Source organism: Streptomyces lacaronensis (genome assembly GCF_047337785.1).
In the GTDB taxonomy this organism is placed as follows: Bacteria; Actinomycetota; Actinomycetes; order Streptomycetales; family Streptomycetaceae; genus Streptomyces; species Streptomyces lycopersici.
Window position 1 is genome coordinate 42,920 of sequence record NZ_JBLHDK010000001.1, and the last position, 24,609, is coordinate 67,528.

Below are 24,609 nucleotides of genomic sequence, written 5' to 3' on the forward strand. Positions count from 1 at the left end.
ACCATGCGAATCGCTCCCTTATCAGCGGATCGCGAGAACAAAGGAGAGGCCCCGGGCATGGGGCCTCTTTCTCTTTGCCGAGCCGATTCCGGCTCTCCGCCCCCGCCACAGCCCAGGCGGTCGTGGCGAAGCGGGAGAACCGCCGGCCCCGGGACGGAGAACAACTCCGTCCGGGGCCGCGGCAGGTGGCTCCAGGCGGCCGTCAGCCGCGGTGCTCCTTGAGGTACTGAGCAATCTGGATCTTCACGGTGGCCATCCCGGTGTACGCCGCCATCGCCGGCCACACGCCGTGGTTCTTCTTCGCGTCCTGAAGCAGCTGGTACGCCTCCAGGACCAGCTGGTCCGGGTCGGCGTCGATGTGGCGCAACGGGCTGGTCAGACGGGCGAATATCCCGGCCATCGAGGACTCCTTCGAGGTATCGCTCCTGGACTGTCGCCAGGAGCAGCAGGCGGAACAACGCGGCCACCCGGGGTGCGGGCGGCCGACTCGAGGTAGTGCTGCGGTGCGGGCAGGAAGTTGTCTGGCGCTCCCGCCGGGCGGGAGCGAAGCAGAGAAGACAACCAACAGAAAGGCTCAAGCGGCGACGCTGATGCGCTGGCCGGTGAGCGGCCGGTGCGGGGCGATGACCCGCCCATCGGGCAGCAGCTCGCCGGTGTCCTCGAAGAGGAGAACGCCGTTACACAGCAGGCTCCAGCCCTGCTCCGGGTGGTGCGCCACCAGATGGGCGGCCTCCCGGTCGGAGCTGCCGGCCAGCGGGCACGGTGGCGTGTGCGGGCAAGCGGGGGTTGTTGCCATGAGTGATCTCCCTTGGTTGCCGGTGCGGTTGAGGTGTGGACCGGAAGTCAGCGCGACCGTGTGGTCGCCTGCTGGATGCGGTCCCTGCGTTCCCCGCCGCCACCGGGCCGGGCAGAAGCCGGTCCGGTGGTGCCCGGGCAGCGCAGGGCTGCGATCAGGCGCTGGTGTTGCGGGTGCCCTTGCGGGCGGCGCGGCGCTTCAGTGCCCGCCGCTCGTCCTCGCTCATTCCGCCCCAGACGCCGTAGTGCTGGTTGGTGTCCAGCGCCCACTGGAGGCAGGTCTCCATGACCGGGCAGCGGCGGCACACAGCCTTGGCCTCCTCGATCTGCAGCAGGGCAGGGCCGGTGTTGCCGACCGGGAAGAACAGGTCCGGCTCCTCCCCTCCACAGACCCCGCTGGCCCGGAAATCACGGTCGCGGTCGTCCGAGGCAAGGCTCGAGGCGAAGGTGGTGCGCACGATGTGCTTCACGGATCCTCCCGGGGATGCGTGTGAGTCAACGGGCCCCGCTGTCGGGCTGGTTGCCGGTGGGCGGGTGGATGTCGGTGACGCGGTGGCCGGCCTCCCATGCCGCCGCGGCCGCCAGGGCGGCCGCGGCGAGCAGGGCGCTTGCAGCCGGATGGGCCAGGCCGCGCTGCGCGAGGGCCCGTACCGCGAGACGATGCGCGGTACGGGCCCGGCGTAGGTGATGCACGCGTTACTGCTTCTTTCCGCCGCACTGGCACGGCTCGTGCCGCACCGACTGGTAGGACTTGCCGTCGGCGCCAACGTGGTTGACGGTCACTAACTTCGGGGGATGTCCGCAGGAGCTCACCGGACCACCGCCGCCAGCGCACCGGCGCGGACCCTCATCCGCCCGGACGGGTACGGGTCCTTGCACCGGCACTGATCCGCAGGACGCCCGCAGACGCACCGCTGATCGGCCCCGGAGACTTCCGGGACCGCGGCCTTCACCGCCGTGGCCAGCGCGACGGCCTCGCCGCACCGGCACGTCCAGTACCCGCACAACGGGCACGCATCGTCCGCGGCGCGGATCAGACGGTCCTCCGTGGTCCACACCGACCCCACCGCGAACGGCTCGCCGTCCGCACGGAGCACATCACGGACGATCACGGCCCACTGGGCGCACCGGCGCCCCAGCAGGGCCCGGGCCTGCTCCGGGGCGCGGACCACGGCCAGGACCTCGAACGCGCCGTCGATGTTCTGGTAGAGCGCGCCGGGGCGGCGCGGGCCGATCTGGTCGTCGATGACCCTGCGCAGAGCTTCGAGGATCACCGGGTCGGGCTCAGCCGCGGGCGGCGGGGGCGTGTGTGTCATGCTGACGGTCATCTGGGCCTCCCATTTAGGTCCAGTGGTGTGAGATCAGCCCCCCGGGGATGGCCGTCCCCGGGGGGCTGCTGACTGCCGTACGAGCAGCCACGGCCGCCGCCATCTGAACTTGATGGCGACGGCCGTGGTCGTTCGTCAGTGTTGATCAGGCAGGGAGCACATCACGCGGCTGCCGCTTGCACTGGTTGTTCTGCTCCTCAAGCGCCGTACCGGAGCGTTTGGCCAATACCTTCGGGTTGGCGGTGGCCTCCCGGGCCGCCGTCCATACGGCGGCCGTTTTCTCGGCGCCCTCTGCGATGTAGCCGCGGTCGAACCGGGCCCGCTCACGGGCGAGGACCGCGCGGGCCTTGTCGCGCCGAGGCTGGGTGCGCTTCAGCCGCTCGTACAGCTCGGCGAGGTGGGCGCCGTCGGCGCAACGCTGGGTGCCGGTACAGGCCCGGCACTTCTTGAAATGCTGGCGGTAGGTGGTGAGAGCGGCCTGCGCGCTCATCGGCACCGGCAACATCTTGGTAACGGGCGTGGCCGACGACGGGATCGGCTTGTGGAACTGCTGGGCCGCACGCCGCTGGTCGGCCCACATTCCATCCCTCAGCAGCCGGTCCGCCTGCCGCTGCCAATCACGGACGTTGATGTCGATGATGACGACCTGATTGCTTCCGGGGCAGCAGACGTGCGTCTCACCCTCAGCGACGCGGTCGGAGATGCAGTGCTCACGGATCTTGAGCGTCTTCTCACCCATGATCCGGCGCCAGGTACGACAGTCCGGGCAGACAATCGACCGCGTTTCGTCCGGCCGGACGTTGTAGCACTGCGGGTCCACCGTGCTGAGCAGCAGCGGCTCACGACGGTTGGTGCGCTTGGTGCGGGTCCGGCCGGGGCGCTTCTGGGGCATCGAGTCCTCCTGGTTCATCGAGCGGTGCTGCTCTCTCCGCCCGCCAGGCCGGACCGGTAACCCGGCGGCCTGGCGCACAGACAGCGCAGCGCGCTGTTCGAGGTAGATCAGGTGGTACGCGGTATTCGGTACAGGCGCCTCGACCGGGGGAGCGCGGGCTCAACCCCACTGCCGCCGCCCCGGAGGGGACGGTGACTCCTGCTGTTCTGCGGTGGCGCTTGGTCAGGGACCGTGGTTCCGGCTCCCTCAGCCGGCGCCGCCCGAGGGGCGGTTCCGGGTGGGGGAGCCGGGCCCGTGAGGACCCGGCGAGGTCAGGCCGCGGGCGACAAGGAGAGAGGGGACGCCTCGGCCGCCTCAATGCGCACTGGCCGCACGCTCTCAAGGCCGAGAAGGGGAACGACCGGCGTACCGGACAGCCGCACACCCACCGGCACCTCGAGCCGGGCCTGCCGCTCGGAGGTAGCCGCCTCGACCACCCAGTCCGTCATCACCTGCAAGCCCTCCCACCCGGGCAGACGGCGCTGCTGCCCGGCCCACAACCACACCTCCTGCGTCACGTCGTCAACCTCGTTGACCGGGTCGGCGCCCGCAGCGGCCAGGCGCTCAGCGGCGTGCGCGGCGAGGCGGGCGGAGTAGCGGCCGTACAACGTGGCCAGATCGGCTGCGGCGGCAGGGGTGGAGATGACGTTCATGAGGTGGCGCTCCTCTCGGAAGGGGTGCATGCTTCCCGGTTGACCAACCTTACTGACTTACTCATGTTAGCTGATACAGTAACTGTGTCAACCAAGTTGTGCAAGCCATCCAGACCAACGAGGCGGCCTTACGATGTGGTTCATGACGGACGAGGCCATGCAGCCCTATCAGCGCATCGCGCAAGACGTGCGCGACCAGATCCGGCTCGGCCGTCTGAAAGGCAACGACAAACTGCCCAGTACCCGAGAGCTCGCTGATCGCTTTGGAGTAGCCCCGGGCACGGTGCAGAGAGCGCTCGCAGAACTGCGGTCGGATGGCGTCATTTACTCCCACCAGGGGCGTGGTTCGTACATCCGCGAGTCGGCGGTGGAGGCTGTTGCTGACCCGACCGCCCAGGCCATCAAGCGGTTGGAGAACCAGGTGGCGGACCTGGCCGCACGCTTGGAGCGGATAGAGCGGTCGCAGGACGACACCAGACAGGAAAGCTGAGTGCTGCGCATCGTGTACGGCGAACAGCCGGGTAACGTGCCGGGCACCTTCGAATCCTGACCCTTCGTCGGCCACCTGCTGCTGCCCCCGTACATAACTGAGGCAGCAGCACAGCTGCGGCGCCGCCCGATGCTCAAGAGTGGTCACAGAGATCACCGCTCTTGTCGGCTCGATGTCGCCAGCAAAGCCTTGAAGATCAAGCCGGTGGCACCTGTCCCTGCCACCGTCATGGCGATGTCGTGGATCGCGTTGATCAGCGCGATCCCGACTACGCCACCAACCAGCACTGCGGTAACAGCAACAACGGAAGGAATCAGTCGGTGCTGCGGGCTCGGATGCGCGGGCACCTGGGGTGCCTGGCCAATGGCCGTGAGGTCGAGCGAGCGACCATGCGCATCGGTCACCACGTGCCGCCTTTTGGACATCGTGCCCTCCTCTCAACGTGCTTGGCGTGGACCTGGGTTGTCTTCACGGTGACCGGTGCGGGACCTGTGAAAGGAGGTCCGTTGGGTTACCCACAGTGGGTAGGATCCGGTTATTGCGGATGCGCGAAGCGGGGAGCACACGATGGCTGACAGCCGGGAGGAGCCAGGTCTCCCGCAGCGCCTGCTCTCGGATCCTGCGATGGTGGAAGCCTGTCGGGACCGCGACTTCGGTAAAGTCTTCGCCCTCGCTAAGCGGGCGGGGCTCTATCCGTCACGGATTGCGCGTCGATGCGACATGACTCCAAGCCGAGTGGGTGAAATCATCTCGGGTCGTCGTTCACTGACGCATATCGCTGTGATCGAGCGTGTGGCCGATGGTCTTGGAATTCCTGGACACATGCTCGGGCTGGCCCGCAGGTCATGGGAAAAGGGCGAGGAACCGGCTTCCGGGCTTTTTATTCCACCGGGCTCGCAGCGCGGTGCGATGGAAGAAGTTTCACCAAAGGGAGTTGCTCTGCCGAGTACGGACCTGGAGGGCATCCTTGCTATCGCAGCGGGACCCCAGTCCACTCCGTCGACGCTGCGAGCCCTACAGGCCTCTATTCAGGACTACTGGCGGCGAGACGATGAACACGGTGGGACAGCTCTGCGTCCAGCCGTGACGGGCCAGCTCCGGTATGTTCTCGGACTAGTAGAGGAGAGCAGGGACGGCGCTCTGCGACGCGGATTGCAAGCTGTCGCGGCCGAGTTGGCGCGGATGGCTGGCTGGACACATTTCGACGCCCGGGAGTACAGCCAGGCTCGCTCCTATTTCACGCAGGCACTACGGTTGTCGAGGGAAATCGATGACCGTGCCTTCGTCGCGAACGTCCTTGCCTGTTTGAGCCTCCAGGCCACGTACGAAGACAAACCGGCTGATGCGCTCGCCTTGGTGACTGCGGCTCAGGACAGTGTCCGCGGCCGCGGCACCCCGAGGGTCATGGCGATGCTGGCCATGCGTGAGGCGTTCGCCCATGCGACGCTCCGTGATCGTACGAGTACGCACGCGGCGATCGGTGAAGCTCACCGACAGTTCGCTCTGACTTCTGGCGCTGACGATGACCCATCATGGGTGGTGTATTTCGATGAAACCAAGCTGACCGTTGACACTGGTATCGCCCACGGTCAGCTTGGCGAGGCTTCTGCGGCCGAACCGCTGATCGCCCAGGCTCTGAGTCACGAGCCAACGTCTAATCAGCGCGGTAGGGCTTTCCACCTTTTCTGGCTGGCGACCAGCCAACTCCAGAACGGGAACCTAGATGAGGCATGCAACTCGGCAGAAAAGGCCGTCACGTTGGCCTCATCCGTCGATTCACAGAGGGTTGCAGAGCATCTGAGGGATTTTCGGAAGGAACTCCACCCTTACCGAAACTCACCGCAAGTCGTGGCTTTTGAGCAGCGTATGTCGCATGCGCTTCCATGAGGTCAGCGGCCAGCCTCGTCCATAAGGAGATAGAGAAGGCCTACCAAGCTCCCGCTGCTGATGATCTCCTTGCGGTCTATCATGCCGCGGATGCGATTGATAGGGATCCACTCAATGCGGTCCGATTCATTCTTCTCGGTCGGCGGCCCGTCATAGGTTGCTCCGTCCGCACGGAAAATATGATGCTGGGAGTCGGTGATGCCATTGGCAGGCTCCGCATACACGAGCGGCTTCATCACCTCTGGCCGCCACCCGGTCTCCTCCAGAACCTCTCGCGTCGCGGCCTCCGCCGGAGTCTCGTCCTGTTCGACCAGGCCCATGGGCAACTCCCAGGCCCACGAGTCCGTGACGAACCGGTGCCGCCACATCATGAGGACCTCTCGGCGGTCGTTGACCACGACGGCGACCGCGAGGTGCCGCAGCCGGACGACGTGGTACTCCCAGCGTGCCCCGTCCGGCTGCTCCACATCAACGAGGCACAGGTTCACCCATGGGTTGCTGTAAATCTGGCGCTCGCCGTGCACGGTCCACTGCATGAATTCGGCCCCGCTCCCTGTATTCGTCTTGGCTCCAGGATCTCAGACTGAACCATCCCGACCGCGGGGCGGACCAGCGTTTACCCACCGTGGGTAATCCAGGTGACCTCTCACACGACTGTCCTCCTGCAGATGCTGGTTGGCGTACGAACCAGCGGCTGGAGGCGATCATCATGTGCACCTTGGACCACTCCACGTGCGCCAGCTCGGCTATCTGATCGGCACCCGTGTGCGCCCATGGCCACAACTCCCGCATCTCTGGGCAACCGTTCGCCATCTCGGCGGAGCTCGTCCAAGCAGCTCGAGCTACGAAGAATAGCCCCCATCGACAGTAGTCCTAGGACTATGATTCCCTTGGCCGGAGGAGGTACGGATGGCACCAAAGTGGCGGAAGCTGGCGGACAGGCTCGCCTCGCAGATTCGACGTGGCGACCTCACTCCCGGCCAGCAGCTGCCCCACATCCGAGATCTCGTGGCAGCTGGCGAGGGATCGAAATCAACTGTCCACGCGGCCTATAAGGCTCTCGAAGCCGAAGGTCTCGTCACGTCGTCGCGTGGTCACGGGACGGTCGTCCGCCCGCAACTGCCCATCAAACGACTTCGCATCGTCGGCGACCAAGTCGTCCTGCGCGAGTTCACCCACGATGATGTCGAGGACGTCCTGGCGATCATCGGCGACGACAAGGTCACCGAGTGGCTGTCCTTCGACAGTCGAAACCGGGACCAGGCCATCGCCATGATCGAGGGGACACTCGAACGCGCCCAGCAGGAGCCGCGGACGGAGTACTACCTGGCAGTGGCCAAGCACGGCGACGACCAGGTCATCGGCTTCGCGCGGATCGGATACGCCGGCGTCAAAGCTGGCAAGCTCGGCTACGCGATCGCAGCAGAGGAATGGGGCCGCGGCTACGCCACGGACGCGGCCCGCACCCTCACGACGTACGCATTTACGGAGCTGGGCCTGCACCGAATCAGTGCGGCGATCGGACCCGAGAACGCGGCTTCGATCGCCATGGTGGAGCAGCTCGGATTCACCCGGGAGGGAGTCCTGCGCGATCACGTCTACACGAACGGTGCCTGGCGCGACAGTGTGCTGTACTCCGTCCTCTCCCATGAGTGGGGCTGATGGCCTGACCTCGTCGATCTACCCGAGGGTGCCCCGCCAAAGCCACCAATCATCACATACCGGGAGATGACCGATGACTACATTCCTGTACGCCATCAGTAGCTCAGAACAGCCAGCACCCGTGAAGATCGGCAAGTCAGGTAACGTCACCAAGAGGCTGCGTCAGTTACAAACCGCCTCACCGGTCCCACTCCAGGTGTGGTGGCAGCGAGAAACGTCCGACCCTGCGTTGGAAACCAAGCTGCACCGTCATTTCGCCGCGCAGCGCGTGTCTGGGGAGTGGTTCCGCTTCCAACAGGATGACTGGCCCGAAGAAATCGCCCAGGTGGCCGAACTCCTGGAGCAGCAGTGCCCGGAGCAAGGCGAGAAGCTCCACAAGAAGCAGGGTGGAAAGCGGACCTTCGTGGTCGGGCACACACACCGACCGCCCAGCGGGATTCCAGATTGGGCTACCGAAGGCGCCGGTAAGGGCATCCGTTGCAAGTGCGGACACACCACAACCGCCCACGGAGGGCCTCCTCCCTACACCTGTGGCGGCCTCATCCCTGGGTGGGGCTGTGATTACGGATGCGAGTGCCTCGAGTTCCGAAGCGATGTGCCATGGTCGCCGAGCGCATGGCTGACAGCGGCAGCAGACTGCCGTCGGTGTCAAGCGGCGAAGAAGGGCTGATGAGGAACCATCGACCAGCTGCCCGCTTATGACAGTGCCCGCACAGCAGGCGCGAGTCGTCGACACCGTCCCACGGGCAGTACACCGTCTACGCCTCCCGCCTGGCGGGAGGCGTGCGCGGCAAGTTGCTCGCCGGACGGGAAGTCCGGCGAAACCGGCATAACCCTCTTGGCGAATCCGAAAAAGTCTGCTCGGATCATGGGCGCTACAACCGCGCGTTCGTAGGCATCACACAACGACTCAAAGACCTCATCGGGGAGGTACAGCGGACGGATGAGCCAGGTGAGTCGGCACGTTCATGTTCTGGTCGGCCCCGACGCCCGTGCTGCGCAGCCGCAGTGCGCGGAGGGTGGTCTGGCAAGCAGCTGTCGGACTGTCGGCGCTCGTGAGATGGAGTCACATGTTGTTCGCTCGCGGGGACTTTACGGCGGCGGCGACACGGGTTTCCCTGGTGCCCCTAAGGCCTCGGTGGGGGAGTATCGTGTCTCCGACATTGATCAAAAAATGGCCCCCACGACCTTGAGCAAGTCGAGGGGGCGGGCCATCGGACCTTGTAGCGGGGGTCCTCGGCCTGCCGAGCACCCTTATAGCCATACGAAGGTGATCGACATGCATCAGGGTACCCGTACCCTGCACCAGACACACAGCACCCCGCCGTGGGGTCAGCGACGCATGCGTGAGCGCTGGCCCGTCGGCGGGGTGTTCGCATTTGATCCCGCGCCGAAGCGCCCCTCTGTTGAGGGGGTCGGGATGAGGTAGATCGTCGGCCGCGTCCGCGTGGTGGTTACCAGCCACCTGCGGATCCTGCGGCCCTTCACGTCACCGCTCCGGCTACCAACCGAAGCGAAGGCTCGATCTTCCGGTACCACCCGGTCGATCTGAGCAAGTCAGGTTCCTCCCAGAACCACGAAGCACCCTTTGGGGCTTCGTCATGCCCTCCCGACTACTCGAAGGGACGTCGTCATTGTGCACGACCGCTTTGCCTTTCGCCAGTCCAGTTATGCCCTTTTCACCCATGTTTGCCAGTTGAGGGCTTCCCGTCTGGCGGAATCTCACAGCCCGTTTTGTCTGGTACATCCCGGCTGGCGGGACGATCGGCCGATCGGTGTCACACCGCGGCGGATTCCCACACCTGTAGCAGGCGTGAGGACCACTTCCGCGTTCACCGTCCTGCCCGTCCACTCCAATGCGTCCCGAGCTGGCCGTCACGGCGGTTCGGCTCGATCTCTGTCCACAGGTGATCCGTTCGAGGGTCGCCCCGTGATCTTTCACGCGTTTCCGTTGTTGCCTGCCCGCGCCGTGCGGGCGGCCCAGTGAGTGCCGTGGCGGCGGAGGCCGCCAGGAGGACGTGCGTGCCGGGGCAACGTCGGCGTCGGTTGCGGGCTGTGCCGGATCAGGCCGGTCCGGTGGAGCAGCTGGAGCTCGGCAACCCGCTGCAGCTGTCGAAGACGATGCGTGCCCGCCTGCTCGCGGCGGTGCTCGCGCTGGTGTCGGATCCGGCGCTGGAGGGTGCTGGTGACCCCGCGCGGTTGGCGTCGGTGGTGCTGACGTCGAAGGCTCGGGTCGCCGATGACTACAGCACGGTGATCCGTGCGGGGGAGTTGGGCCGGTGGCTGGGGCTGAGGACGTCCCGGGTCGCGCATGCGGTGCTGCCGCGGCTGCGGGAGCGCGGTGTGCTCGGTTCGATCGCGAAGACGAACGCGGCCGGGTGGGCGACGGGCCTGGAGTGCTGGGTGATCCCGATGTACCGGGCGCAGCAGGCGGGGGACCGGCGGCATGTGCTGGCGTTGTCGCGGGTGGAGCTTGCGGTGCTGTTGCGGCTGATCGAGGTGTTGTTCGGGCCGGGGTGGTCGCACAGGGATGGGTCGGTGACCCCGGCGGGGTTGCTCGCGGACCGTATGGGTCGCGGGGCGGCGACGGATCGTCTCGGGCTGCTGTTGATGGTGCTGTCCTCGAACTCCAAGGGTTGGTTGCAGTTGTGTCCGGGCAGTGTGGACAGCTCTCGGGGGCGTCCGGCGGCGACGGCGGGGCGGCTGCTGGGCTGCTCGCCGGCGGCTGGGGCGAAGGTGCTGGGGCGGCTCCAGGAGTGGGGCGTGGTGACGGTGGGGCGTCGTGAGACGGCGTCGGGGTTGAACGCGCGCAGCCGGGTGCGGCTGCTGCCGGTCGCCCGGGCTCATGGTCTGCGTATCCGGGAGGCCCGTGAGGCGGCTACCTCGGTGTTTTCAGACCTCGCCGGTACTGCATCCGGAGATCATGAGATGCCCGGTAGCTCTGTGGCCTCTGTGATTACTGGGACGGAGGACCCGGGGCAGGGGCTGGGGGCCGGGTCGGCAGACCTCGCCGTTGCTGCATACCTTCACTCTTCTCACGCTCCTGTGGTTTCTCCTGTTGTTCCTCCGCAGCTCTCTGGTGGTTTTTCCGGCGAAGGCCGTGGGGGTGAAGGCCCTTGGCCGGAGCGCGCGTGCGCACGCGAGGACCAGGCCACCGACGGCGGAAACGCTGGTGTCGAGTCGACGCCGCCGGTGGCGGAGGACGGCCCGCTGCGCGGGGAAAAGCCCAAGGAGTCCCCGGTCGAAGGGCGTGATGGGCAGCGTGCTGCCGGTGCTGAGGCCGGTGGCCACCCGGAGACCGTGAGTTGGCACAAGGCGCAGCAGCAGCGGAGGGTGGGCCTTCCGGCTGATCTTGGTCTGCGGGTGGCGCTGGGGCCGGTCGCGTGGTTGTGGGAGCGGCTGAACGGCTGGCAGCAGCACCAGGTCGAGGAAGCTACGAAGAGGGAGCTGGGGCGGCTGAAGAACCTGCTGATGCAGCCGGATGCCGCCCCGCAGTTGCTGGCCGACCGGCTCACCGACCGGCTGGAGGAAGCCGGCGGTGAGGCCCTGGTTCGGAGCCGGTATGGCTGGCTGATCCGGCGGGGCCTGGTGCAGCGGCCGGCCTGCTCGGACATGCGGTGCGACGACGGGATCCGGCTGGACACCGGCGGCGAGTGCGAGAACTGCGGCAATGTGATCCACCTCCGGCGCGCTCGTCGCGCCCGGGTCGCGGCGCAGGTCGATCGGGAGCTGCCCGGCCTCGAGGTCGACCAGCGCCGCCAGGTCCTTGAGGACCGGCTCCGTCAGCAGGCGGCCCTCGATGCGGAGGACTTCGTGTGGCGGCGCGAGCAGGCCGCAGCCGAGCAGGCCCGCCAGGATGCTGCTCGTGCGGCCGCTCAGGAACGGGCGGAGCGCGAACGCGCGATCGGGGCTGCCGCGGAGGCGGTTCGCCGGGCTGTGCCGTGTGAGGACTGCGGGCAGGAGCGGTCGGCCGGGCTGTGTGAGGCGTGCGGCTACCGGCGCCGGGCCGAGGCTTTGACGGTGGAGGTCGGCATGGTCGCGGCCACCTGGTCTGCCGATCTGGACGCCCCGGACGCCGTCGCCGCCGTCACCGCCCGCGTGAGGGAGTCCCTGGAGACCGATATCGCCACCGCTGTGCGGGCGTTCATGGAGCTGGTGGAGCCGGGCGAGCTGGACGCGGACCCGGTCGCGGCGGCGTCCGCGCTCGCTTTCGCCGCGCTCCAGGCGGTGCAGCAGGCGGCGTCGGAATACCGGCGGTGCGCCCTGGCGATGCTGGGCCGGACCGAGGAAGCCGAAGCCGAGGCACGGCGGGCGTACGCGACTGAGCAGAAACGCCGCTGGTTCCGCGCGAACCCGAACGGCGCGGACGCGGTGGCCGCCGCGACGAAGGCCGCTGACGCCGCCCGGGAACGCACCGCCGAGTACCTCCTGGCAACGCGGCTGGAGCAGCTGCACGAGCAGACCGTGACCCACACCGAGACCGGGACGGCCGACGCCGTGCGGTGGAGGGACCGGCTGCGCGAGCTCGCCGCCCGGCCGCTGGATGGCGACACGGCCGGGGCGGTGATCGCATGACCACCGGGCCGAGCGGCGTCGACCTCGCCCGCCAGGCCCTGGTCGCCGCCCGCGAGCAGGCGAAGAAGAACGGCTCCACTCGCAAGAGGAAGCCGAAGCGGCGTACCGGCCGGGTCGTACGGCGGGAGGGTCGCGAGCCGCTCGGACTCGGCACCGCGATCACCTGGATGATGACCGAGCGCGGCATGGTCGCCCCGGCTGCCCGCGGCAGCGTCCTCGCCCGGTTCGACGGCATCCTCGCCGCGGCCGCGCCCGAACTCGTCGGCCACGCCCGGGCGGTTAAGTTCGATGCGGACACTGGCCGCCTGGACGTCGTCCCCGACGCCCCCGCGTACGGCACCAAGCTGCGCTGGAGCGCGCCGAAGCTGATCGCAGCGGCCAACGCGGAGGTACCGGGCGCGAACGTGCGCAGCCTGTATGTCCTGCCGCCCGCGCCCGGCGACGCGGATTCCGCTTCGGCGGCCGCCGACCCGGGCCAGCGGCCGGCCGCGTCCGAGGCGCCGGTCCATACGCGGGAAGCAGCGTCGCCGGGCTACCAGCAGGCGCTGGCCGCTCATCGGGCCAGCAGGCCGGAACGGGTCCTCGACCCGAGGACCGCGGCCGCCATCGAGCAGCAGAACGCAGGCTCCTTGATGCGGGAGCCGGAGGAAGCATTCGGCGATGGTCGGGCCGCGGTCGAGGAGCTGCAGGCGAAGGCCGCGCGGTCGGCGGTCGCGGACAGCAGTCGTGTTCGCGCGCTGCGGCGGGCGCGTGCCGATCGCGCCCAGAGGCCCGGCGCTGTGGCCGTATTGGGTTCGCAGCGCTCCACCGCATGAAGGGCTCTGGGTCGGTGTGTACGACAGCAGCTTCAGCGCAGGACAGGAATGGCCAGTTTGCGGTGTACGTACTACCAAAAGAGAGGGAACGCATGTTCGATATTGGGGGTAGTGGGTACAGCGCGGGTGTCAGATGGTTGGATGCCGGTGTCCGGTGGTGTGACGGGTCGTTGGGCATACAGCGGGCCGTGGCTGTGCCATCGGGGATGGGGCTCGGTTCGAGGGGATGGAGGGCCGGCCGGTGAGTGACCGCAGCGCGATCGAGTGGACCGAGGCGACGTGGAACCCGACCACAGGATGCGACCGCGTCTCGGAAGGGTGTGACAACTGCTACGCGCTGACGCTGGCGAAGCGGCTGAAGGCGATGGGGTCGCCGAAGTATCAAGCCGACGGTGACCCGCGTACCTCCGGCCCCGGGTTCGGGCTGACCCTGCACCCGGACGCGCTGGACGTGCCGTACGGGTGGAAGAGTCCCCGCACCGTGTTTGTGAATTCCATGAGCGACTTGTTCCACGCCCGGGTGCCGCTGGACTACGTGCGGCAGGTCTTCGAGGTGATCGCGGAGACACCGCAGCACACCTACCAGGTGCTCACCAAGCGGGCGCGACGGCTGCGGCAGGTCGCCAACCGGCTTCAGTGGCCGGACAACCTCTGGATGGGGGTGTCCGTGGAGAGCGCGAAAGAGCTGCCGCGCGTCGATGATCTGCGGCAGGTTCCCGCGGCGGTGAAGTTCTTGTCGTGTGAGCCGCTGCTGGGGCCGCTGGACGGGCTGGAGCTGACCGAGATCGACTGGGTCATCGCGGGAGGCGAGTCGGGGCCTGGGCATCGGCCGCTGGACGAGGCGTGGGTGACGCAGATCCGGGATATCTGCCAGCAGGCCGGTGTGGCCTTCTTCTTCAAGCAGTGGGGCGGCCGCACCCCGAAGGCCGGCGGCCGCGAGCTGGACGGCCGCACCTGGGACGACATGCCGGACCGCCCGCTCCTGCCCACGGGCTAGGAGGTTTCGTCCGCGACGTCTTCGGGGGCGTAGAAGCGCACGGTGCACCCTTCCGGCCAGGCGGTGCGTGCACGGACGGGGTCGACGCGGAAGGCCAGGCCCTGGGCGGCCAGTTTGTCCAGGACCTGGCGCAGGTGCTTGTCCATGTGGTTCAGCTGGGCTGCCTGGCTGGACAGTGTCTCCCACCGTTGCTCGGTACCGGCGTGGGCGCGCAGGGCGATGTCCAGCCGGTCCACGACCGAGGCCTCATCGAACAGCGACGGGGCGTCTGCTGTGTCGGCGGAGGCGCCCTGTCCGCTGTAGCTGTCCAGCTTCCAGGTGACAGGCGCCCAGCACTTCAGGCCGGCTTCGCTGTGGGTGGCCAGGATCAGGTGGTAGCGGGCGCTCTGGTTGCTGATCTTGATGCCGAAGCTGCCGGTGAACAGGCCTTGCCGCCTCAGGCCTTGCTGATAAGCCATGGCGAAGGCTTCCTTGCGTGCCCCGGCGCGCCGCTCGGGCGTCGCCGCCTGCCAGTGCTCTCCACCGAAGTAGGGGGTCATCGTCTTGTCGAAGCCCTCGCGCTGGCAGAAACGGTGCAGCTCATTCGTGAAAAGGGTGAGCAGCACTTCGTCGCGGGGGCCGGCCAGGCACTGCCTGATCAGCGAGAACGGCGCGCTCTTGAGGCGGAACGGGTCGATCAGCCACAGCACGGGGGTCTCGGCGCGGCCGCGGTGGGCGAGCACGGACAACTGGGCCTGTCGTTCGGCGAAGGTGCCCGGCGGCTGGATGCTGACGTTCAGCTGCGGCGAAGGGGCCAGTTTGGCGAACTGCCGCTTGAGCTCTTCCACCCGGTCGGGCCGCTCTTCCAGGCAGATGAGGTTGAGCCGGCCGAAGCGCCGGTATGCCGTGTGCTCGAGGAAGGTCTTGGCGACCACGATGGGGGAGCCGGGCGGGCCGTCGGTGTACACACCCGGGCCCGCGAAGGCGTCCACGATGGTGGCCTCGGGGAACTTCTGGAGTATCTTGCCCATCCAGCACTGTAGGTAGTGCCGGTACACCAGATGCTTGACCTGCGTGTGCGGATCGCTCTTCCAGACAGTCCGCTCCCGCAATTCTTCAACCCGCCGCATGGTCCCCTCCCCTGGCCCCACACCGGTTAGACACCCAGCGTCACCGCTAAGGGACTTAATGTCCATAACGCCGAGTCGGCCATCTTCACCGAGCACGGCTGACGCACCCGCCACACGGCCGTACAGCAGGAGAGAGAAGAGACCGCGATCCTGGTTCCGGAGCTACTCCGTTCGAGTGACCATCCTTCACCCCAGCCGGCCGGCCGCCGAGAAGACGTGAAGACCCGCGCTGCTCAACTGGCCATGCCGGATGGGCAGTTTGCGCTCTGCCGCTCGCTGAGGCACATGGCTACGCTGCCCAGCATGTCGAAGCGCGACCACCAGGGGCCAGGCCCGAAGGGGCAGTCATACGTTGCCGCGCCGCAGCTCCCGGCGTACGACCGGCCTCCGGCCTCGGACGTCACCATCGTGCGCCGCGACGGCACCCAGGAGTCGCGGCCGGCCCTGGCGCCGCGGTTGTCGCGGGGCTCGTACGACCCCGCCCGCGTCAAGCCCCGGCGGTTGGATGAGAAGTGCGCCAGCTGCGACGGGGGGGGGGTTCAAGGAGGGGCAGAGGAAGCAGCGTCTGAACGGCCGTCTCCGGCATCTGCCCGGCGAGTGCGAGCCCTTCAAGGTTGCACAGCCGGTCCAGCCCCGCCCGACGGGCGGAAGGTTCCCCTGCACGAGAAGGTCGCCCGCCGGCTCTGGATTCGGCGCCGCTGCCCTGGCTGTGGCGCGAAGGCCGGCCAGGACTGCACCGACCCGGACGAGTCGGGGGGCGAAGCAGTACAGCGGGAACACGGCCACGACGAGCGGATCGTGCCGATCGTGAAGGAACGCGAGGCTGCCGCGAAGGCCAAGAAAGCCCAACGCGAGGAGGACCGGCGGACGGGCCGGGGAACCGCGAACATGGTGCCCGCCTTCAAGCTGATGAAGATCGCCTGCCCGGTGTGCCACGCCAAGCCTGATGCTGAGTGTGCGCTGCCTGCCGGATCCCACCAGGCGAGGCAGGATCTCCTCTCCCGACGGCTCAGTGGCGGCGGCCGCCGCCGACGGTAGACGCTTCGCTTCAGGCTGATTGCGGTCCGGTGGGAGGCGGAGCCCGGCCGGCGGGCTGGTCCAGCTGCTGCTGGCGACGCCACTGCTCGCGCCGAGAGCACGGAACAACACCGTCCCGGGCGCTGTCTGTGCTTCGAGATGGTGAAGACGCGAGGCGCATGAAGTGTACACTTCTGTTCATGAGTGACACGTTGCCGATCACGGAGGCGCGGGCCCGGTTCGGGGCGCTGGTGCGTCGCGCGTCCCATGCCCGTGAACGCATCACCATCACCGACCATGGCCAGCCGGCGGCGATCCTGATCAACCCGCAGGAACTGGCCGACCTCGAGGACGCCCTGGCCCTGGCGCAGTACCGGGCGCGGCAGGCGTCCGGCGAGACCACCGGCGTGCCGCACGAGCAGGTGCGTGCCCAGCTCGGGCTGGGGCACGCTTCTTGACCTACTCGATCATCTGGGACGAGGGCGCGGTGAACGCGGCCGTCCGGTTCCTCAAGGACGACCCTGACGGCCTGCGGCAGCTGATGGACGCTGTCGACCTGCTCGCCGACACCCCCGACCGGCAGGCACCGCGGAGTACGGCTCCCCGGACCTGCGCCGCATGCACGTCGGCCGCTACCGGGTCCTGTACGAAATCACAGAAACCACCGTCACCATCGTGGTCATCCACATCGGCCGAACCGGCTGACCGAAACGCCCGGACCATCTGTCAGCCCCGGGGCGTGCGCCGGACCAGGGTGCCTGTGGCCCGGCTGCGGGCGGGGCCTGGTCGGCGGGCTGGTCCAGCTGCTGCTGGCGGCGCCGCTGATCGTTGCGGTGGTCCTCCACGCGCTGGGTGAACAGCTTCAGCGCTGTGACTTCCCCGACGTCGCTGAACTCGCTGTAGGGGCTGATGCCGAGGGTGACGGCGTTGGCCTCCCGTGCCACGGGCGGGTCAGCAGGTGAACGCTTCGGCCAGGCGCATGCTGGAGATGTCTTCTTCGGCCGGGGTGAAGGCGAACTTCACTGTGGCCTGGATTGGCGACACCAGTTCGCTGCCGGGCCGACGGCGCCGCTTGCGCCGCTACGGGTTGCGGTAGCGGTCGTGAAGGATCTTGACGGTGTCGGTCCATGTGCTGTCGGCTTGCTGAGGCTGGTGGTGGCCGGCGTGGTCGGCCAGCTGCCGGTAGATCGGGTGCATAGTCCCTGTTTCAGTGGTGATCAGGGCGGTGAGCAGAGCTGGACGCTGAGGCTTCGGACTGCGAGGGCGCGCGGTGGGCTTCACCCGCCGAAGCACCTGCACCTGATCAGATTCCGTCAGCTCCCCCAGGCCCTTGATCTGGGCACACAGATCGGCGAGGGGCACGGTCTTCCCTAACCGGGCTGTGTGCTCCAGGACGTCCCGGACGGCGTCAGCAAGGCTGGCCGCGTCGATGCGCTGCTCAGAGCGGGGGGCCGCAGGAGGTTTGCGCGGCGATCGGCCAGGCAACGGCCGCTGAGGGGCACGCGGTACGGGCGCGGACTCCGTCGGAGCGGTCTGCCATGCCTGTACCTGGGCGCGCTGGTCGACGGTGAGCCAGGCGGAAGCCTGCTTCGCGGCCTGAGCAAGCTGGCGGCGCTGGCGGGGCGCGATAGTCCGGATCCCTCGGTCCTTCTGCCGCGCGAGATCGCCCAGCATCCGCTCGACCTTCTGTATGGCCTTGCGCTCCTGAAAGGTCGGCTCACGCGGTGTCGGCAGGCCGACGGCTCGTTCCAGCCTCAACAGCGCGTCAGCGGCAGCCTTGATCAGGTCGTTCTCCTCGGCGGTGGCCCCGCCGTGCGTCACCTCTTCCGCCCTGTTCAGCCACCGGCGGATCTCCATGCGGCTGCGTCCCTCGTTGACCGCCTGTTCGAGGGCCGCTATGACGGTTGCACGATCTGGCGACGGGATGCCGTGTGTCTCCTCGCTGGCGGCCTGTACGGTCGGCCCGGTCTGCGGTGGCGCGGCCTTGGGCGCTCGCACGCCGATGGGTCGCCGTGTGGTACGCAGTCGGCGGACTTCTTCGACCGCAGGGGTGGTCAGTCCCGAGGCAGTGAACTCCACATCGTGCAGGTCGAACCACTCGGTGGTGCCGCCATGGCGTTCGGTTCCGACCTGGATCCGGCGGCCGGTGCCGTCGGGGATGAGCTGGATGCGGTTGATGTATCCCTGCCGCAACAGCACGTTCGGGTCGGATGCCATCTCGGGGCCGAGTACCAGCTGAGCAGAGTCGTCATCTGCTGGTGCGGGTGAGTCGGCCGGCTCGGAGAGCAGAACCCGCAAGCTGGCGTGCCCGGCGGGGGCGAAGAGCACTTCCCCTCCGATCGAACCGTCCTCATCGCGCGGGATGGTTGCTGTGGCGTTGACGTCCTGCTCCGCCAGCCAGGTCAGCAGACCGTGCTTGATGTACAGGTGGTCCGCGCTGGAGACCCCGGCCGACTTCCGGGCGCAGGCGGATGTGTGGTCGGGATCCGGCACGTGCGCGAAGTGGCATGCGCGATCGGTGTACAGCTTGGTGACGAGTTGGTGTCCGCAGCCACCCAGCCACACGCCGCACCAGTAGGTCTGGCCGGTGTGGCGGGCCCGGAAGTCGTCGAGCTCTATCGCTTCCATCGGAAGGACCACAGGGAGCTCGGAATCGAAGTGGCCGATCACTGCGGTCTGCACTCGGCGTTTGTCCAGGGCCATGCACCCTCCAGCAGTACTGCGATGAGATCCGCCTCCGGTCGGCGCCCGGCACAATGCCACGCGCCTGACTGATTGACGGTATCTCCCGCCACCGACAACGCCGGGGCCGACAGGGCCCGCCACCAGCCGGACCGAGCCGCACCAAACAGGCCGATCCACGCACCATCCCAGCCACCACACCGCCCACTACCTCAGACGATCAGCCAGCCCAGGCACCATGCCCTCAACCAGCCATGGCCACGGGGAAGGGGGTGAACGGATGGGCAAGCAGACGCTGTGCGGCGCGAAGACCAAGAAGGGAACGCGCTGCACGCGGCTGGCAATGGTCGGCTACTCACGATGCCAGCTTCACCGCGGGGAGTGGAACAAGCGGCAGACGAAGAAGGCGAAGAAGCGCTGACACGCGGCCGTGTCCCGGTGACACGGCAAAGCCCCCGTCCCTGGATCCAACCAGCGGACGGGGGCTCACCAGTGTCAGTGGCGAGTGAGTCCCCCGCAGCAGCCGACGCATGCGCCGGGACAGCGATATCCGGTCGCCGATCCACGGGCCGAGCTGGGACGGTTCAGGTATGACAGGAACGTTTGAGGATCTGGTGGCGGAGGCGGAGTCGGCCCCGGTAGGGGGCTGGGACTTCTCCTGGCTGCAAGGGCGGGCCATCGAACAGCGCCCGTCGTGGGGCTACCAGCGTCTGATGGGTGAGCGGATGGCACGGGCCTCGGCCGCGTTGGACATCCAGACCGGCGGCGGGGAGGTTCTGGCCGGGGTGCCGAAGCTGCCGCCGCTGGTGGTGGCCACGGAGTCCTGGCAGCCGAACATCGCCAAGGCCACCGCGCTGCTGCATCCACTGGGAGTGGTGGTCGTCGCAGACGAGGACGAGCCGCCGCTGCCGTTCGCCGACGAGGCCTTTGACCTGGTGGTCAGCCGACACCCAGTGACCGTCTGGTGGGAGGAGATCGCCCGGGTGCTCCGGCCGGGCGGCGCGTACTTCTCCCAGCAGGTCGGCCCTGCCAGCGTCTTCGAGCTGGTCGAGTACTTCCTCGGCCCGCAGCCGGAGGAGGTGCGCCGCAAGCGGCACCCCGACGACGCCCGTTGGGCGGCCGAGGCGGCCGGGCTGGAGGTCGAGGACCTGCGCTCGGGGTCCCTGCGCACCGAGTTCTTCGACGTCGGCGCGGTGATCTACTTCCTGCGGAAGGTGATCTGGATGGTGCCGGGGTTCACCGTCGACCAGTACCGGGACCGGCTGCGGCAGCTGCACGACCAGATCCAGAGCGAGGGTCCGTTCGTCGCCCACACCGCGCGGTTCCTCATCGAGGCCCGCAAGCCCGCCTGACACCGGACCCACCGCCGTGGGTAGAGAGCCACTTCTCCAGCGGCCGCTGTGATGACAACAAGCCGACCGTGAGGCGCTGAGCACGTCGCCGGTCAGCCGCACCGGGAGCCGTGTCGCCGCCGACCTGCCGATGGGGGGCCACCGCCGGCCCGTCGATGGATACCGCCGTTCGGCCTACATCGCTGACGGGCGTGACCTTGAGGAATGGACCGTGGTGAAGTCCCGCCGGGGCCTGTCGGTGGACCCCGGCGAAGTGGCGGCTCTCACCGGCCCCGCTGACGGTTGCCGTGATGCCCGCATCACCTACACACTCGCCCGGTGAACCCGACACCCGGTCGCCCGCCTTGGACGTACGGGGCACGGCGGACGGTGTCGACCGGGAATCCATCCACATGGTGTTCCGGGCGCGCCAGGCATTGCGCTGACGCCGAGTTGCCGGGAAAGCAGTTGTTTAATTCAGCATTAAATTTCGCACTATGAGATCCGGTCATTTCGCCGATTATCGGCCACCTTTTAGGTGCGTCATGTTCGAGCTGGACGCCGGAGGATCACCGGGCTGTACCGCAGAGGCGAGACCCGCGAGGACGAGCGGTAGGTGAACCGGTGCGGGGCCCGGCTCGGAGATGCTGCCTACGTCTTGCCGGGCCCGACCCAGGTCGTAGTCGGCGGCCGGTGGGCTGATGGCTTTGTGTGCGGCACATCTGGTTCTGGACCGTAACTATGTGATGACTGTGCGTTTTCGGCCATTGTGGCTGCTGGGGTCCGCGTGAGCATTGCGGAGGGCGGCTGAGCCTCGGGGTGGTCTCGGATTGCGACTCGCTCACGCGTGCGACCTGGATGGATGCGGCGTCCACCTCTTCGGTCGAGCGATGTGGTCGCTTACGAGTGGATTCGAGCAATGCGAAAAGCAGTGCGACACTCGCACGCTTTTGGTCGTTATTTGACATGATCATCGCTGTGAATCGGTGATGTGGATATATGTTCGTGCAGCGATCGCGAGCACGACAGCGCTGCATCCGGGGGGGAATGCGAAAGGTGCTTCCTCCGTCATGCCTGCATGGCTGATGTCATGCGCAGGACAAAGGAGCAAAGAATGCACATGCATCGAAGAGCCGTTGGTCTCGTCGCTGGGGCCGTGTTGCTGGGATTCGCCGGCGCGGTCCCTGCCCATGCCGAGGGTAGCCGCACCACGTACTTCACCGGCTGGCACCCCGGCAACGAGTCCTCCCGCTGGAGTGACAACAACACCGACGGTGTCAGCACCTCGGTGACCCTCAGCGGCTGCCACACCGACGGGGCCAACGGGTTTCAGAAGGCCAACCTGAAGCTGTGGAAGAACCGCGACCTGCTGCCCGACGACGACAAGGGCACCCGCAGCAACAGCTGCGGCAAGTCCGCCTGGGGGGACCAGTCGTCTGGTAAGTACTACTTCGAGCTCTTCAGCTTCAACTCGGGCGGCACCATGAGCGCCAACAAGGTGGTCATCGCCTACTAGAACCCGAAGACAGTACGGCACGTCTTCACCGGTGCCCGGGCGCAGGCGGGTTCTGCCCGCGCCCGGGCACTTCCCGCTCCGCTCCTCACTACAGCCTCCTCGGGGTCACCCCTGGCGGCGGATTGTGCGGCTCATGGCCTTGGAATTCCGCGGTGTCTGCTTCCGGTACAACCGGAAGACGACCGTTCTCGACAGCTTCGACCTTCGCGTCAGCAGCGCGGCAACGGTGCTGCTCGGCCCGAACGGGGCGGGGAAGTCCACGCTGATGGCGCTGGCCGCCTCCCAGCTCAAGCCCCTGGACGGCACTGTCACCTGGAAGGGCCGCAGCCCCGCGGCCCGCAAGGACGTGACGGCGTACCGGAAGGCGGTGGCCTGGCTGCCGCAGCACATCACGCCTGTGCCGGGCCTGACGGTGCGGGAGCAGGTCGCCTTCGCCGGCTGGCTCAAGGGCATGAACCGCACTGACGCCTGGAAGGCATCGGCCACCACGCTCGGCCGTGTCGGCCTGGACAAGCTCGCCGACCGCCGCAGCCACCAGGTCTCCGGCGGCCAACTGCGCCGGATGGGCATCGCCGGCGCCCTCACCCACCACAGCGAGCTCATCCTCATGGACGAACCGACCGCGGGCCTGGACCCCACCCAGCGCAAGGTCTTCCGGTCCTTACTCGAACAGCTCGCCGACGACGTCCACATCGTCGTCTCCACCCACCAGACCGAAGACCTCGCCGACCTCTACCAGCACGTGATCGTCCTGGACCGGGGCACGGTGCGCTTCCACGGCACCACCGCCCAATTCCATGCCATGGCCGGCAACGCCGACAGCGCCCAGGGTCCTCGCGAGCGCGCGGAGGCCGCCTATGCCCAGCTCGTAGGCGAGGAGATCTGACCCGTGCTGCTCCGCACCGTCATCCGCGTCTCCTCCGGCACCCGCCTCCTGCCGATTCTGGTCGGCTTCATCGTCATAGCCCTCGGTGACAACCTCTCCGAGTGGGTCACGCCCCACTACTGGCTCTCCGCCACCGGCACCGCGAGCCTGGCCCTGTCCTTCGTGGGTCCTGCGTGTGCCGGAGCCGGGGCCTGGGAGGGAAGCCGGCTCAGGCGCGCACGCATCTCCGACCAGAACGCGGTCCGCTCGCCGCTGGCCATCGCCTTCCCCCTGCTGCTGCCGGTGTTCGTGATGGGCGTAGCCGGTATGACCGCGGCCCTGCTCGTCTCCGCGGCCGCTGCCGACGTCGGCTTCGGTGTGCCCAACTTCGGCATCCTCGCGGTCGAAGCGGTGCTTCTCGCGGCCAACACCCTGGTCGGCTTCGTTCTGGGCCGTCTGTGGGCTCCGATCATCGCGGTGCCGCTCACGCTGGTTGCGAGCTTCGTCGCCAACGCCTACCCGGTCTCCTGGAGCATCGTGTGGATCCGCCACCTGGTGGGCGGAGGATTGCAGGACTGCTGTGTGCTCGATCAGAGCCTGGACGTGTGGGCGCTGGTGAGCGCGGGAGCGTTCGGTACGGCGGTGTGTCTGTCCGCCGCCGTACTGATCCAGTACCGCAAGGCCGCTCCCGCCGCCGTCGCCGCGGCCGCGCTGCTCGCCGGAGGGTTCGCGGGCGGTGCCGCCTCCGCCCACGGCATCGGAGCGGACCCGGTGACCTCCCGTCCCACCAGCGACCTGGTGTGCGACCACGGCCGGCCCCGCATCTGCCTATGGCCCGAGATGGACCACCAAGCCGGCATGATCCGCACCGAATCACGCAAAGCCGTCGCAAGGCTCCGCCAGGTCGGCGTCACGGTGCCCGCCACCCTGACCATGGCCGACCGGCCAGGCACTGACGAGACCAAGCTCGCCATCGGGCCCGGCATCAGCGCCGCCGGTGTGCCCACCGGCGTCGCGGCAGGACTCCTTCCACAATCTCCCACCTGCGCGGACAACGGAGAGCCCTACCCGGCCGCTGACGCCTACGGCCCCGTCGGAGCATGGCTTTCCCTGACCGCCGGCGCCTCGCCCACGACCCTCACCAACCGGGTCGCACCGCCAGAACTGGCCCTGGCCCAACACGTCCTCAAACAGCCCCGACAAACCCAGCTCACCTGGTACGAGCGCAACACCCGCGCCATGCGATCCTGCAACGCAACCCCCCAACTGGACATCAACGGGAGCCACGGATGAACTGGTGGCTGAAGGCCCGCGCCGTTCCCGCACTGAGCGTATCCGTCGTCCTGACCAATGCGGTGGGACTCCTCATGGGCAACGCCGAACTCCCTGTACCCGTTCTGACCGGCCAGTCCGGACACTTCCTCGTCGGCCACCTCATCACCCTGCTGCCGGCGATGATGCTGCTCCACGGCATGGGACGCGGCGACCTGCGCACCGAAAGCGTCGCCTGCCGCCCCGTCCGGAAGTGGGACGCCACCCTCGGCCTGGCGGTCGCCGCCACCGGGGCGGGGATGGCAGCCCTCTGCTACGCCCTGGGGGCCGACAGCATCGCTCTGGTACTGGGGCGCAACATCGCCGGATACGTCGGCCTGGCCCTGCTGCTCTTCCCCTTCCTCGGCCACCGCATCGCCGCTGTCACCGTCGCCATCGTGCCCTTTGTGTGCGCGGCGGCCGGCTGGAGAAGCGGCGGCCGCCCCGCGCCATGGGCCTGGATCCTGTACCCCGCGAACTCCCTGATCGCCCCGCTCATCACGGCAGCCATCGTCTTCGTGGGCATTCTCGTCTGCCTCACCCGACAGGACCCTCTGCGGTCCGCTCACTGAGGAAGCCATCAGTACAGCTGAACCCGACAGACACCCCCTGAAAATACGGAGTAACGCCTCCGATCGGGCGGCG

General features: G+C 67.9%; 27 protein-coding genes and 1 pseudogene. 16 read left to right on the top strand and 12 right to left on the bottom strand.

Features of this window, described 5'->3' with window-relative positions; genetic code table 11:
* Positions 1-202: 202 nt before the first annotated feature.
* From ACMTAK_RS00270 to ACMTAK_RS00300, 7 genes are all read right to left on the bottom strand, one after another.
* Positions 203-400 carry a hypothetical protein gene (locus ACMTAK_RS00270; protein ID WP_413804237.1) on the bottom strand — a complete coding sequence of 66 codons (198 nt, stop codon included), beginning with the start codon at positions 398-400 and terminating at the stop codon, positions 203-205.
* A 174-nt stretch (positions 401-574) separates the two neighbouring features.
* Positions 575-796: a DUF5999 family protein gene (locus ACMTAK_RS00275; RefSeq protein ID WP_413804238.1), complete on the bottom strand. Its 222-nt coding sequence runs from the start codon at positions 794-796 to the stop codon at positions 575-577.
* 154 nt (positions 797-950) lie between these two features.
* Entirely contained in the window at positions 951-1,256 is a 306-nt protein-coding gene (locus ACMTAK_RS00280; RefSeq protein WP_413804295.1) for a WhiB family transcriptional regulator, read from the bottom strand.
* 34 nt (positions 1,257-1,290) lie between these two features.
* Positions 1,291-1,488, bottom strand: a complete 198-nt coding sequence (locus tag ACMTAK_RS00285; protein WP_413804239.1) for a hypothetical protein — start codon at positions 1,486-1,488, stop codon at positions 1,291-1,293.
* Positions 1,489-1,604: 116 nt separating this feature from the next.
* Positions 1,605-2,111, bottom strand: coding sequence for a hypothetical protein (locus tag ACMTAK_RS00290; protein WP_413804240.1), 507 nt, complete (start codon positions 2,109-2,111; stop codon positions 1,605-1,607).
* Between the two features lie 157 nt (positions 2,112-2,268).
* The gene (locus ACMTAK_RS00295; RefSeq protein ID WP_413804241.1) at positions 2,269-3,015 is read right to left on the bottom strand and encodes a hypothetical protein; all 747 of its coding nucleotides are present in this window, start codon (positions 3,013-3,015) and stop codon (positions 2,269-2,271) included.
* A 311-nt stretch (positions 3,016-3,326) separates the two neighbouring features.
* Positions 3,327-3,707, bottom strand: a complete 381-nt coding sequence (locus tag ACMTAK_RS00300; RefSeq protein ID WP_413804242.1) for a hypothetical protein — start codon at positions 3,705-3,707, stop codon at positions 3,327-3,329.
* A 142-nt stretch (positions 3,708-3,849) separates the two neighbouring features.
* Between ACMTAK_RS00300 and ACMTAK_RS00305 the strand changes: the two genes are divergently transcribed.
* Positions 3,850-4,197, top strand: a complete 348-nt coding sequence (locus tag ACMTAK_RS00305; protein WP_413804243.1) for a GntR family transcriptional regulator — start codon at positions 3,850-3,852, stop codon at positions 4,195-4,197.
* A 152-nt stretch (positions 4,198-4,349) separates the two neighbouring features.
* Here ACMTAK_RS00305 and ACMTAK_RS00310 read toward each other — a convergent pair whose 3' ends face one another.
* Positions 4,350-4,622, bottom strand: a complete 273-nt coding sequence (locus tag ACMTAK_RS00310) for a hypothetical protein (RefSeq protein WP_413804244.1) — start codon at positions 4,620-4,622, stop codon at positions 4,350-4,352.
* Between the two features lie 142 nt (positions 4,623-4,764).
* Between ACMTAK_RS00310 and ACMTAK_RS00315 the strand changes: the two genes are divergently transcribed.
* Entirely contained in the window at positions 4,765-6,084 is a 1,320-nt protein-coding gene (locus ACMTAK_RS00315) for a helix-turn-helix domain-containing protein (protein WP_413804245.1), read from the top strand.
* A 2-nt stretch (positions 6,085-6,086) separates the two neighbouring features.
* On the opposite strand, the gene ACMTAK_RS00320 is transcribed toward ACMTAK_RS00315, so the two are convergent.
* Positions 6,087-6,620, bottom strand: coding sequence for an NUDIX hydrolase (locus ACMTAK_RS00320; RefSeq protein WP_413804246.1), 534 nt, complete (start codon positions 6,618-6,620; stop codon positions 6,087-6,089).
* A 373-nt stretch (positions 6,621-6,993) separates the two neighbouring features.
* Here ACMTAK_RS00320 and ACMTAK_RS00325 point away from each other — a divergent pair, with 373 nt between their 5' ends.
* The 5 genes from ACMTAK_RS00325 (at position 6,994) to ACMTAK_RS00345 (ending at position 14,133) form a co-directional block, all read left to right on the top strand.
* A complete protein-coding gene (locus tag ACMTAK_RS00325) occupies positions 6,994-7,746 on the top strand; it encodes a GNAT family N-acetyltransferase (protein WP_413804247.1) in 753 nt (250 codons plus the stop codon).
* A 73-nt stretch (positions 7,747-7,819) separates the two neighbouring features.
* A complete protein-coding gene (locus tag ACMTAK_RS00330; RefSeq protein WP_413804248.1) occupies positions 7,820-8,416 on the top strand; it encodes a GIY-YIG nuclease family protein in 597 nt (198 codons plus the stop codon).
* A 1,385-nt stretch (positions 8,417-9,801) separates the two neighbouring features.
* Positions 9,802-12,321, top strand: coding sequence for a hypothetical protein (locus ACMTAK_RS00335; protein ID WP_413804249.1), 2,520 nt, complete (start codon positions 9,802-9,804; stop codon positions 12,319-12,321).
* Entirely contained in the window at positions 12,318-13,136 is an 819-nt protein-coding gene (locus ACMTAK_RS00340) for a DciA family protein (protein WP_413804250.1), read from the top strand. Before ACMTAK_RS00335 ends, ACMTAK_RS00340 begins: the two co-directional genes overlap by 4 nt.
* 241 nt (positions 13,137-13,377) lie before the next feature.
* A complete protein-coding gene (locus tag ACMTAK_RS00345; protein WP_413804251.1) occupies positions 13,378-14,133 on the top strand; it encodes a DUF5131 family protein in 756 nt (251 codons plus the stop codon).
* Here ACMTAK_RS00345 and tcmP read toward each other — a convergent pair.
* Positions 14,130-15,242 (bottom strand): three-Cys-motif partner protein TcmP, encoded by a 1,113-nt coding sequence (tcmP, locus tag ACMTAK_RS00350; protein WP_413804252.1) that lies wholly within the window; start codon positions 15,240-15,242, stop codon positions 14,130-14,132. The two genes, ACMTAK_RS00345 and tcmP, sit on opposite strands and share 4 nt — an antisense overlap.
* A 798-nt stretch (positions 15,243-16,040) precedes the next feature.
* Between tcmP and ACMTAK_RS00355 the strand changes: the two genes are divergently transcribed.
* From ACMTAK_RS00355 to ACMTAK_RS00365, 3 genes and pseudogenes are all read left to right on the top strand, one after another.
* Positions 16,041-16,280 carry a hypothetical protein gene (locus ACMTAK_RS00355; protein WP_413804253.1) on the top strand — a complete coding sequence of 80 codons (240 nt, stop codon included), beginning with the start codon at positions 16,041-16,043 and terminating at the stop codon, positions 16,278-16,280.
* A 179-nt stretch (positions 16,281-16,459) separates the two neighbouring features.
* Positions 16,460-16,717 carry a type II toxin-antitoxin system Phd/YefM family antitoxin gene (locus ACMTAK_RS00360; RefSeq protein WP_413804254.1) on the top strand — a complete coding sequence of 86 codons (258 nt, stop codon included), beginning with the start codon at positions 16,460-16,462 and terminating at the stop codon, positions 16,715-16,717.
* Positions 16,714-16,964, top strand: a pseudogene (locus ACMTAK_RS00365) (type II toxin-antitoxin system RelE family toxin). The gene ACMTAK_RS00360 and the pseudogene ACMTAK_RS00365 overlap by 4 nt, the downstream one beginning before the upstream one ends.
* On the opposite strand, the gene ACMTAK_RS00370 reads toward ACMTAK_RS00365, so the two are convergent.
* Both ACMTAK_RS00370 and ACMTAK_RS00375 read right to left on the bottom strand, forming a co-directional pair.
* The gene (locus ACMTAK_RS00370) at positions 16,892-17,203 is read right to left on the bottom strand and encodes a hypothetical protein (RefSeq protein ID WP_413804297.1); all 312 of its coding nucleotides are present in this window, start codon (positions 17,201-17,203) and stop codon (positions 16,892-16,894) included. The pseudogene ACMTAK_RS00365 and the gene ACMTAK_RS00370 overlap by 73 nt on opposite strands.
* A 136-nt stretch (positions 17,204-17,339) precedes the next feature.
* A complete protein-coding gene (locus ACMTAK_RS00375) occupies positions 17,340-18,962 on the bottom strand; it encodes a competence protein CoiA family protein (RefSeq protein ID WP_413804255.1) in 1,623 nt (540 codons plus the stop codon).
* A 259-nt stretch (positions 18,963-19,221) separates the two neighbouring features.
* On the opposite strand from ACMTAK_RS00375, the gene ACMTAK_RS00380 reads away from it, so the two are divergent.
* From ACMTAK_RS00380 to ACMTAK_RS00405, 6 genes are all read left to right on the top strand, one after another.
* The gene (locus tag ACMTAK_RS00380; protein WP_413804256.1) at positions 19,222-19,362 is read left to right on the top strand and encodes an HGGxSTG domain-containing protein; all 141 of its coding nucleotides are present in this window, start codon (positions 19,222-19,224) and stop codon (positions 19,360-19,362) included.
* A 169-nt stretch (positions 19,363-19,531) separates the two neighbouring features.
* Complete coding sequence (locus ACMTAK_RS00385) at positions 19,532-20,293, top strand: class I SAM-dependent methyltransferase (protein WP_413804257.1); 762 nt, start codon at positions 19,532-19,534, stop codon at positions 20,291-20,293.
* A gap of 1,093 nt (positions 20,294-21,386) precedes the next feature.
* Entirely contained in the window at positions 21,387-21,788 is a 402-nt protein-coding gene (locus ACMTAK_RS00390; RefSeq protein WP_413804258.1) for a hypothetical protein, read from the top strand.
* Positions 21,789-21,921: 133 nt separating this feature from the next.
* The gene (locus ACMTAK_RS00395; RefSeq protein ID WP_413804259.1) at positions 21,922-22,674 is read left to right on the top strand and encodes an ATP-binding cassette domain-containing protein; all 753 of its coding nucleotides are present in this window, start codon (positions 21,922-21,924) and stop codon (positions 22,672-22,674) included.
* 3 nt (positions 22,675-22,677) lie between these two features.
* Positions 22,678-23,946 (top strand): DUF7224 domain-containing protein, encoded by a 1,269-nt coding sequence (locus ACMTAK_RS00400; protein WP_413804260.1) that lies wholly within the window; start codon positions 22,678-22,680, stop codon positions 23,944-23,946.
* Positions 23,943-24,536: a hypothetical protein gene (locus ACMTAK_RS00405; RefSeq protein ID WP_413804261.1), complete on the top strand. Its 594-nt coding sequence runs from the start codon at positions 23,943-23,945 to the stop codon at positions 24,534-24,536. The genes ACMTAK_RS00400 and ACMTAK_RS00405 overlap by 4 nt, the downstream gene beginning before the upstream one ends.
* Positions 24,537-24,609 lie beyond the last annotated feature (73 nt).